Origin of the sequence: Fundicoccus sp. Sow4_H7 (assembly GCF_052115865.1) — a bacterium.
Lineage (GTDB): Bacteria > Bacillota > Bacilli > Lactobacillales > Aerococcaceae > Fundicoccus_A.
Genome location: NZ_JBQKME010000002.1, coordinates 285,151 through 295,563 on the forward strand (window position 1 = coordinate 285,151; position 10,413 = coordinate 295,563).

Annotated in this window: 10 protein-coding genes; 1 reads left to right on the plus strand and 9 read right to left on the minus strand. The window is 38.3% G+C overall.

Features of this window, described 5'->3' with window-relative positions; translation table 11 throughout:
• Positions 1–17: 17 nt before the first annotated feature.
• Complete coding sequence (locus ACTQ54_RS04060) at positions 18–812, plus strand: helix-turn-helix domain-containing protein (RefSeq protein ID WP_441754868.1); 795 nt, start codon at positions 18–20, stop codon at positions 810–812.
• Between the two features lie 117 nt (positions 813–929).
• On the opposite strand, the gene ACTQ54_RS04065 is transcribed toward ACTQ54_RS04060, so the two are convergent.
• The 9 genes from ACTQ54_RS04065 to ACTQ54_RS04105 form a co-directional block, all read right to left on the minus strand.
• On the minus strand, positions 930–1,880 hold the full coding sequence (locus ACTQ54_RS04065; RefSeq protein ID WP_441754888.1) for a LacI family DNA-binding transcriptional regulator: 951 nt from the start codon (positions 1,878–1,880) through the stop codon (positions 930–932).
• A gap of 29 nt (positions 1,881–1,909) precedes the next feature.
• A complete protein-coding gene (locus ACTQ54_RS04070; protein WP_441754869.1) occupies positions 1,910–2,785 on the minus strand; it encodes a hypothetical protein in 876 nt (291 codons plus the stop codon).
• A 244-nt stretch (positions 2,786–3,029) separates the two neighbouring features.
• Positions 3,030–3,881: a sugar ABC transporter permease gene (locus ACTQ54_RS04075; RefSeq protein WP_441754870.1), complete on the minus strand. Its 852-nt coding sequence runs from the start codon at positions 3,879–3,881 to the stop codon at positions 3,030–3,032.
• Between the two features lie 4 nt (positions 3,882–3,885).
• Positions 3,886–5,187, minus strand: coding sequence for a carbohydrate ABC transporter permease (locus ACTQ54_RS04080; RefSeq protein ID WP_441754871.1), 1,302 nt, complete (start codon positions 5,185–5,187; stop codon positions 3,886–3,888).
• A gap of 109 nt (positions 5,188–5,296) precedes the next feature.
• The gene (locus ACTQ54_RS04085; protein WP_441754872.1) at positions 5,297–6,544 is read right to left on the minus strand and encodes an extracellular solute-binding protein; all 1,248 of its coding nucleotides are present in this window, start codon (positions 6,542–6,544) and stop codon (positions 5,297–5,299) included.
• 153 nt (positions 6,545–6,697) lie between these two features.
• Complete coding sequence (locus ACTQ54_RS04090; protein ID WP_441754873.1) at positions 6,698–7,447, minus strand: copper homeostasis protein CutC; 750 nt, start codon at positions 7,445–7,447, stop codon at positions 6,698–6,700.
• 1,026 nt (positions 7,448–8,473) lie between these two features.
• Positions 8,474–9,283, minus strand: a complete 810-nt coding sequence (locus ACTQ54_RS04095; protein WP_441754874.1) for an aldo/keto reductase family protein — start codon at positions 9,281–9,283, stop codon at positions 8,474–8,476.
• A gap of 56 nt (positions 9,284–9,339) precedes the next feature.
• Positions 9,340–10,059 carry an SDR family oxidoreductase gene (locus ACTQ54_RS04100; protein ID WP_441754875.1) on the minus strand — a complete coding sequence of 240 codons (720 nt, stop codon included), beginning with the start codon at positions 10,057–10,059 and terminating at the stop codon, positions 9,340–9,342.
• Positions 10,060–10,189: 130 nt separating this feature from the next.
• Positions 10,190–10,413: IS3 family transposase (locus tag ACTQ54_RS04105; RefSeq protein WP_441754876.1), on the minus strand; the 224-nt coding region annotated here is incomplete at its 5' end.

The following is a 10,413-nucleotide window of genomic DNA, read 5'->3' on the forward strand; positions in this document are numbered from 1 at the left end:
CACTGAAAGGACTTGGCATGGCGAGAAAAATCCCACACGCATTTTCACAACTGTTGCCCTTTGAGTTAGTTCAATCGAGCGTTTCTACTGTTAATATGCCAATTAGTGAAGAAAATCATACACATGACGCTATCGAAGTTATTTATTTAGTGAATGGATCTGCAAGTGTTACGATTAATCAAGAGACAAAACGGATTAAATCGCATCAGCTTTTATTGATATTAGCTAACAATCAGCATGCCGTTTTTAAGCATATAATGAATGCTCGTGGTTTATACTTCAGCTTTAAAACGCTCCCTATGTATCCAGCCATTGAATTTGAGTCAGAGGAAGGTTTCTTAATCTATCATGATCGACTAGGTGATTTCCAACCTTATGTAGAGTTACTGCTACAGAGTGACGTTGATTCTTTAGCAGGAAAATACTTGTTTAATAGTTTTATATACAAGGTTTTAGAGTGTTTTCAACTAGATGATTTTTCCAGACAAGCTATCGATTCGTCTCCAAAAATCGAGCAAATCAAAGAACAGTTAGGCTTTTATTATAAAGATACCGTTCATCTTGAAGATTTAGCTAAATTGGTTAACCTATCCCCTAGCTATTTATCGAGGTTATTTCACAAAGAAACAGGTGAAACCATTACAGAATACATTCGAGGACTCCGTTTAAAACATGCTTGCTCATTACTGAAAGAAACCAATTTAACGATTAATGAAATCGCTAGAGAAACAGGTTTTCAGTCGAGCCATAATTTTTCACAACAGTTCAGTAAGCAGTTTGGTCAGACACCAAATCAATTTCGAAAGCAGTAATTTTTAGAATCTTTAAGTAAAAAATACCTCAAAAGCTAAATCACAATTTAAACAAAAACAGCGTAAAAATCTCATTCATAAGAAATTTTTACGCTATTTTTCTTATCGCAGTGATATTTATTTAGTGGAGTCTCGAACAATTAATTCGGCATCGAAGTAGACTTCTTGTTGGTCTAACTTGCCTGTATCGATCAAAGTCATTAATTGGTTGACCACTGCAACACCCATATCAACAATGCTTTGCTTCATCGTTGTTAGCTTTGGTGAAGCAATCTGGTCAAGGAAGTAGCCGTCAAAACCAATGATACCGTACTCTTCTGGATGTTTTTTGTCCAAAGCTGTCAGACCTTGTTGGATACCAATCGCAATCCGGTCGGAGCCGCAAACAAAACAAGTATTCGGTGTCAATTCCAATTCCTCACGAATCAATTGTTTGGCACGCGAAGAGGAATTTAAAATACGAATAATCTTCGGTTTATGTTGTAGGGACGACTCCTCAATGGCTTGTTGGTAACCTTGCTCGCGCTCTTTTTCAAAGCGCTCTGGGACATCCAAGCCAACAAAAATAACGTTGTCATACCCACGGCTGATCGCATACTGAGTCGCTTCATAAGCCCCTTTACGATTATCGGAATCCACAAATGGGATATTATAATGATTTTCCCCAAATAGCACTAAGGGTTTTTCAAATTTTTGTAACCACTCATAATCAGGTTCTTTCATGCCCGTTACAATTAAACCATCAGATTGGCCTAAATCAATGGTGTTTTCAGTTACTAATTGTAAAGCATAGTTATATTTATCTAATTGCTTGGATATACCGGTTAAAAGGTTCATATAATACGGTTCTGTTACATCCATCTGTTCTAAAATCAAGACTTTAATGACCATTGTACGGTTACTCACTAGAGCACGCGCAACCGAATTCGGCTGATAATTTAGGTCTTCCATGGCTTGATAAACAAGCTCTCTAAGTTCAGCTGTAACAAGTTGTGGATGATTAATGACCCTCGATACGGTCATCTTAGAAACATTTGCCCGTTTTGCCACGTCTTTAAGAGTCGCCACCATTGTCATCTCACTTTCTTCTTTTCTACCTATTCTTCAATTAAAAAATCATCATCTTCTTCAATTTCAGTCCCATTAATACTATGTTCGGTGTAAATATCATTAAAATGAGTTTTCCAATAAGACCATAACAACATTAATACAAATAGCAAACCTTGAGCCATCAACATAGCGGTTGGATCTGCTGTAAATAATCCCACAATAACCGCAATAAAGGTTGGCAACCCAATAGCATTCAAGCAAATCGTGAAGGCTTCACGGAAAGTGTTAATGTCAAAGCTATTTGAAAAGCGCATCAATGAAAGGAATAGACTTGAACCTACTACTAAAAAGATAAAACTCAGGAACATTAATATCCAAACATTGATTAAATTCGTTAAAATAATACCAAAACGATTACCTTCAAACCATTGACGTGACAACTCACTCATAAAGGATTGTTGGTCGGTCACTGTCGTTAACTTTGAATCTTCAACATACTCCATTGATAAAGTCGGATTTTCTGGTTCTTGAATCACAAAGCCTTCATTGGTTAAAATAATACCACCTTTATCGGTTAATAATTCGTTGGCTCTTGTTTGATCAGCCACAAATCCTGCTACCCGGTCTGAAGTGTCTGTCGTTAACTGTTCTTCATCAATTTGTAGTTGATGATTTTCCGTTGAAAAATTTTGTAACTGTTGGATGAATGCGTCATCGACTGTCTCCATCGCTAGTGGCACGAAATCTTGTAAATTAATTTGATCAATCTGCCCGATACTAATGGAAATCGGCAACATCATAACGGCAGTGAGAAAAAAGAATAATAAAATCATCTGCCAAATCTTCAAATATTTACGATTTAAAAACGTCTTAATAGGTGAAATTATGGTCTTGAAATAATTTATCGGAAATATATCTGTCATTTTAGGACTCCATTCTACTTTACTAACACTTATTATATCAATAATCCTTTACATTGTAACCCTTAGCATTTCGATTTTAATAAATATCTCTATAAAAACTTTCCTTTTAATAGTAACTCATTATAAACGCAAAAAATCCCAACCGCTAAATTATTGTGCTAGAAACAGCTGTGCCTGCACTTTATAATTTAGAGACTGGGATTTTCGTTACTCTGCAATAGCAGAGATATTTATTAAAAAGATCTTAGCCTTTCGTTCCACCGGCAGATAGTCCGGACACGAAGTTTTTCTGTAGGAAGAAGAACAAGGTGGCGATTGGAACGGCGATTAAGATAGCACCTGCAGCAAAGAGGGCGACTTTTTGGTTACGAGTGTCGCTAATAAAGGTTTGCAGACCGGGTGCAACGGTATAAAATTTTTGGGAACGGAGTAAGAAACGTGATAGCATGTAGTCGCCAAATGGCCCCATAAAGGCCCAAAGGGCTTGAACAGCTACCATTGGACGTACTAGTGGCAGGTTAATTTGCCAGAAAATTCTAAAGTGGCCGGCACCATCAAGTTTCGCCGATTCATCCAAGTCGTATGGTATCGTATCGAAGTATCCTTTCATCAGATAGGTATTCATTGGGATACCGCCTCCGACATATAGGAAGATTAAGAACCAATATTGGTTAATGGCATTTAATAAAAGCGCCATAACGAAGAATGCGGTCAAGGCTGACATGGTCGGCACCATTTGTACGATTAGGAAAAATATTAGACTTTGTTTTCTACCAACAAAACGATAACGACTATAAGCATAGCCGGCCAATGTAACAATCGTTACTTGGAGTATCATTGTGGTAGTCGCAACAATTAAGGTGTTTTTGTACCAAGTTGTATACAATGTTTCATCAAACAAACGTCTAAAATTATTTAGCGTCCATTCGGTATCAAATTTAAGGCTAAAGGCTGTAATATTACCTGATTGGAAAGCAGAACTTGCTGTAACGAGTAGCGGATAAATAATAATAACAGCTAAAATAAATAAATATAAATAGGTGAAAAAACGTCCTGCGAACTTTTTTAGTTTGGATGTGGAAAATGTATTATTCATAGGTTTAATCCTCCATACTAAAGGCGTTAGTTCTCTTGAATACAATCAGAGAAACAGAAATGACGATAACTGAAATCACTAATGTTAAAGCAGCAGCAACCGAGAATTGTGGTGTCGTATTCGTTGTTAACTTATAGATCCACGAAATTAAAATATCCGTTGCTCCGGCGCCCCCACCAACACTTCCTGGTCCACCATCATTAAATAGGTAAATCATTGAGAAGTTATTAAAGTTACCGGTATATTGTGTAATAAAAACTGGTGCGGCAACCGAGAAAATAGTTGGTAGTGTAATATGTCTAAATTGTCTAATTGAACCGGCTCCATCAATCCGAGCAGCTTCATAAAGATCTTCGGAAATTGACTGAAGAATACTCGTTACCATAACGTAAATATATGGGAAACCTAACCAGCCTTGGATCAAAATAATCGCAACTTTTGTCCACGTTGCATTCGTTTTCCAAGCAATCCGCCCAATTTCTACAAAAGGTAATTTATTTAAAAATGGAATAACTTGTGTATTAATCGCACCAAGTGAGTCGTTAAACATATTGGAGAAACTCAAAATGGTAATAAATGCTGGGACTGCCCAAGGGAGTAAGAAGATAACCCCAAAGAAACGACGCCCACGAATAAATTTCTGGTTTAACATAACGGCAGTGAATATTCCGATAACAATTTGAAGGGTGGTTGCACATACGGTCCAAATTAATGTCCAAGACAAAACGGATAGAAAAGCAGAACGGTATGAACTTAAGAAGAAGATATCTCTAAAGTTTTGTAAGCCAACCCAATCCAATAAGTTTGCTGGTGGCATATTTTGGAAATCATAGTTCATAAACGCCATAAAAATAGTTACCATTACTGGGAATACAATGGCAAATGCCATAAAGACATATGCTGGAATAATGAGTAGATATGGGAATCCATTATCATATACAGATTGAAACATTTGGTTTACAGTCGTATTGACTGGAAAGCCCGTTTGCCAATTGCGCGCTGTTTTCCGAGCATCGACAATATTAAAGTAATAGAAAATCAAGAAAATAACGATGATAATGACTTGAATGCTACCTTGGATCATCATAAACAACGAATGATCCTCGCCCAATACTTCTCCAAGCGTAATCAACCCTCGAATAGCACTAAAGCCAAATACATACATTTCATAAATAAATAATAGCGTTATCGTAACAAAGATAAGCCCTTTAGCTAACTGCTTGTTATAAATCTGTCCTAATCCTGGAAATAGAGACAGTGCAGTAGCGGTTGCTACGCTATGGTTTGGTCTTTTGGTTTGTTCCATCAACAAATCCTCCCACTGAGTTCATTTTGCAGTGTTCGCAATAAAACTTAAAAAATTCTGGCAGGAATTGTATACCTGCCAGAATTCCCTTTTTGTAGCAATTATCGAATTAGTTGAATTTTTGTTCGATAGATTGGCTAATTAATTCTACAGCGTCATTAGCAGATTGTTCTGCTGTTTTATTTCCTGATGCAGCATCAAACATTAAGTTTTCAGCACCTGGCCATACTTCACCCATTTCTGGAATGTTTGGCATTGGTACAGCACTTGAGTATGTTTCTATAACAGCAGAAGTTAAGCTATCGCTATTTTCAGCCGCGTAATCACGTGCTGCATGGTTAGCAGGAATTTCACGAATCATGTCAAACATTGCAACTTGTTGTTCTTCAGACGTTACCCAGTCTAAGAATTGTTGTGCAGCTTCTTTGTTTTCTGAATAGTTAGAAACGATCCAACCTTTACCTCCACCGAATGGTTGGTAATCATTGCCGTTTGGTAATGTAGGGATTTTTGCTGCTTCAAATGGAATTCCTGATTCAACAAAAGCTGTCGCATCCCATGGTCCACCGATAATCGCTGCAGTATCACCATTCATGAATGATTGTGTTACAAAGTCACCTGAACCAGTAACGTCTAGCATACCTTGTGGCCATCTGTTGAACCATTCAATCGCGTAGTTAATACCTTCAATCGCACCTTCATTATTTAATCCAATATCAGTTGGGTCAGATCCGTCTTCACCAAATACATAACCACCGAAACCAGAAATTAATCCGTATGATACATAGAAGTCAGTCCATTTAGCTAAGAATGCTACGTTTTTACCTTCTTCACCATCAAATGCATAAGACTCATCTTCAGCTAAAGCTTCTAACTCTTCAAAAGTAGTCGGTGCTTCTGGTAATAAATCAGTATTGTAATATAACACTAACGATTCGATAATCACTGGTGCACCATAAATGGTGTCATTGGCTGTAACTTGTAATCTATCGTTATCATCAAAACCAGCATCTTCATTTAAAGTCACTTCAGCAAGTTGTCCCGTCATTCCTAATGAACCAATTCGGTCATAAGGCGCAATTAATACGTCTGCTGCTAATCCAGCTGGTCCATCTAAAGGTAGACCTTCCATTGCTTCAAACATATCTTGTTGCATTAATTCAACCGTAATCCCTGTTTCTTCTTCAAAGCTAGCAATATTTGCTTCTAAATAATCTAACAGGTTGCCGTCAGCTGAAATGGTTAATGTGTCTTGTGCTGCCACTTTAGTTAATCCCAACGCTCCGCCAGTCACTGCAGATAAACTAAGTGCCGCTGATAATGAACCAACTAGTACTTTTTTCCAATTGAATTTCATCTATTTTCCTCCTGATTTACGGTTTTATGTGTAACCGTTTTATTGTTAACTCTATTATGCCTCAACGCAAACGTTTTTTCAAGTGTTTTAACGCTGTTACCGTTAACATAAAAAACGAGATATTTATTTTTTTGAATAAATATCTCTGCAACTTTAATTATTAAGCCAAGTTGTAGTAATATTTTGAATTTGTTTCAGCTGATCTTCATCGGTTTCTGTATAATCACTTTGAGGATTGATTTGATAAGTCACACCATTACCACGTGTTGTAACATCATAGTTTCCACGACTAAATGATCCATGCAATTGCTTAATCCCGGTTTCTTTTCGAATATGTAGCATATTATGCGGCTTAACGCCTGCCCCAACAACAAAATCAACTTGGTTACCAAAGCCGTCATTCAAGTTCCATAATTCTTCCGTTGCATCAATCGACTTGTTTGCTCGTCCACTGGTTAAAATTCGATCAATACCTAACGCAATCAACTTCTCAGTCGCTACTTGACTGTTATAAGCTTCAATCACATCAAAGGCACGGTGGAAAACAGCTTTTTTCCCTGCTTGGTGACATAAATCGGTAATTTCTTTGGTCATTGCTTCATCGATCGCTTTCTCATCGTTTAGTACTCCAAAGGCGACACCTTCAATGTCAGTTTCCAATAAATACGCCAAATCTTTCATCATCACAAAGCGCTCGTCTTCCGTATAATTAAAGCCACCGGGTCTTGGACGCAACATGGCTACGACTGGGATATTTACTTTTTCTAAGACGGATTCGAGTAAACCTTGGCTGGGTGTTAGTCCACCTAACTCAATCGCACAATTTAATTCGATGCGCGAAATTCCGTACTTTTCTGCAAGTAAGCAGCCATACAGGCTTGTAGCACATAATTCAATTAGCATTTTACCTACCCCTTACTTTTCTTTTAAAATCTACATACTCATTATATATGATTTGATGGGATTAATGGAAGATAATTGGCGGATAGGTTTGAGGATAGTTGCGAGAGTGAGGGGGTTGCAGGCTAGGAAGCTTGAAGTGGACGCTATAAAAATGGCCAGAAAGTTCATTGCGAGCTCTCTGGCTGTTTTATTTCGTGCGATTTGTCCCAAACTCTGTTGAAATGAGGGTCAAATGGGAACTCGTCAACTTAACGAGTTAAGAAAGTTTAACTCGAATCGCAAACGAGTTGAAATCTTTAGCCTCGTCCATTCCTTGTCTTACATAATTTTGTGGACTTTAACTATTTCAAACGAGCGGGCAACGAGCGCGAACCAACCGATCGGATGAAATCACCTTTTCAAAAGAGCGCGAACCAACCGATCGGATGAAATCACCTTTTCATACGAGCGCGAACCAACCGGTCGGATGAAACCAACTTTTCATACGAGCGCGAACCAGCCGCTCGGATGAAACTACCTTTTCATACGAGCGCGAACCAACCGATCGGATGAAATCACCTTTTCATACGAGCGCGAACCAACCGATCGGATGAAATCACCTTTTCATACGAGCGCGCATCAACCGATCGGATGAAATCACCTTTTCATACGAGCGCAAACCAACCGATCGGATGAAATCACCTTTTCAAAAGAGCGCGCAACAGCCGCTCGGATGAAACCAACTTTTCATACGAACGCGCAACAACAGCTCGGATGAAACTACCTTTTCATACGAGCGCGCATCAACCGCTCGGATGAAACTATCTTTTCAAACGAGCGCGAGAGTATTTTCTAGAAATTGTATAAATTATTGAGTTAGTCTAGGCATGAAGTACCCTATCGTTTCCACAGAGAATACTAAAAGTGTTTTAATTGCTGCGACGAGTTTAAATCTTTAGCCTCGTCACGCAAACGAATTTAATACTTTTGCCTCGTAATCCAATTGACTGACATTAAACAACACTTATGCCCAATTGACACCCACAACTATAAAGTCTGAATAAAGTCTTTTTCTTCTTGTGTCAACTCAAAGTCAAACACATCGATATTTTGTTTTTGGCGTTCAGCGTCATGTGATTTTGGAATCACGATAACGTCGCGGTCGATTTGGTAGTTCAGCAAAATTTGAGCCCATGTTTTGTGATATTTATTTGCAAGAGGTTCTAATTTTTCGCGCACAGAATCATCGAAACGCGAAAGCGGACCCCAAGACATGGAATAAATACCATGCTCTTTTCCAAATGCGATAATCTCATCATTCCAGAGCCCTGGATGAGACTCGACCTGGTTAACGGCTGGGCGAATCGTCGCATGCTCAATCAAATACGTTAATTGCTCCTCATTAAAATTTGATACTCCAATTGATTTCAAGTGCCCATTTTCCACATGTTTTTCTAGAACTTTCCAAGTAGCTAACATTTCATCCAAATTATCCCATGGATGATGAATTAAATATAAATCAATGTAGTCTGTTTGCATACCTTCTAAACTCGCTGCAACAGCTGCATCAATAGACGCTTCATCCTTCACGTATTCTGGACGCCCAGGTATTTTCGAAACAAGGAAAAATTCACCACGGTCAACAACCGACTCAGTCACAGCTTTACCAACCACCGCTTCATTGCGATAGGAAATAGCGGTATCTAGCATGCGATAGCCCGCATCAATTGCCGACTCTAATTCCTTAGTATCCATATTAATATCGCCTTGATAATTATTATCCACCTTACCAAAAGTATTTGTACCCATTCCCAAAATTGGCATCAATTGGCCATTATTTAATTTAACAGTTTTCATTGAGAACCCTCCTTTTATACCATTTTCAAATAAATATCCCCTTAAAGCAAGTTAAATCATTTATCTTCCGCTTCAAAAGTCCAACCATGATCATTATGATAAATCATCAGCTTGCTCATGCCACCGTCAACGGTTATCGACTGCCCTGTAATAAAGCCTGCTTTTGGCGAGCATAAAAATAAAGCAAGTTCTGCAATATCGCTCACTTTACCTACGCGTCCGACGGGATGTTGAAGGTGGTCAGCTGCACTCAACTCAGCCTTTTCATCCGTTTCTATCCAACCTGGAGCAATCGCATTGACCCGAATTCCTCTTTCTCCTAATGAAATTGCCAAGGCATGTGTTAAAGCTTGAATCCCACCTTTAGCAGCTGCGTAACTTTCAGTTTGTGCCTGGCTCATCGCTTGACGGCTGGAAGATAAGTTAACAATCGCAGCCTCTTTTGACATTAATGGTAACAATAACTGCGTCAAATAAAAAGGAGCACTCACTCCTACTAATAACGCCTGATTAAAGGCATCATAAGTCGCATCATCAATTCCTATCATTGCTGGCAAGGCGTTATTAATTAAATAATCGACCTGACCAAAATCAGTCCGAATTTTTTCAACAAAAGCTTCTAAATCAGCTTGCTTAGCCACATTCCCTTGAAAATAATTATTTTCTAAGATATCAATTATCGCAACTTTAGCGCCTGCTTCTTCAAATTGTCTAACAATTTCCTTCCCAATACCTTTAACGCCACCCGTTACAACTACAACCTTATCTTTAAACATTCGCAAACCTCCCATCGAATTCCAAAAAACTTCACTAAATCTAGACATTGAACTGCCCCCTGTCAAGTAGACAGGTAAATAAACAAAATATTTGTGCCATGTATGATGTCTTATCATACATGGTATTTTTTTATGCCGGTATCTTTAATCCCATACTCAGTGTAACTCGCTTAGTGTTGTAGAAGTCAATATAATTCTTGATATCAGACTCTAACTGTTTAAAAGTCTCATAATCATTTAGATGATACATTTCTTCTTTGAGTGTTCCAAAGAAGCTCTCCATTGGGCCGTTATCGATACACTTTCCAACTCTTGACATACTCTGAATAACTTGATGTTTATCCACGAATTGTT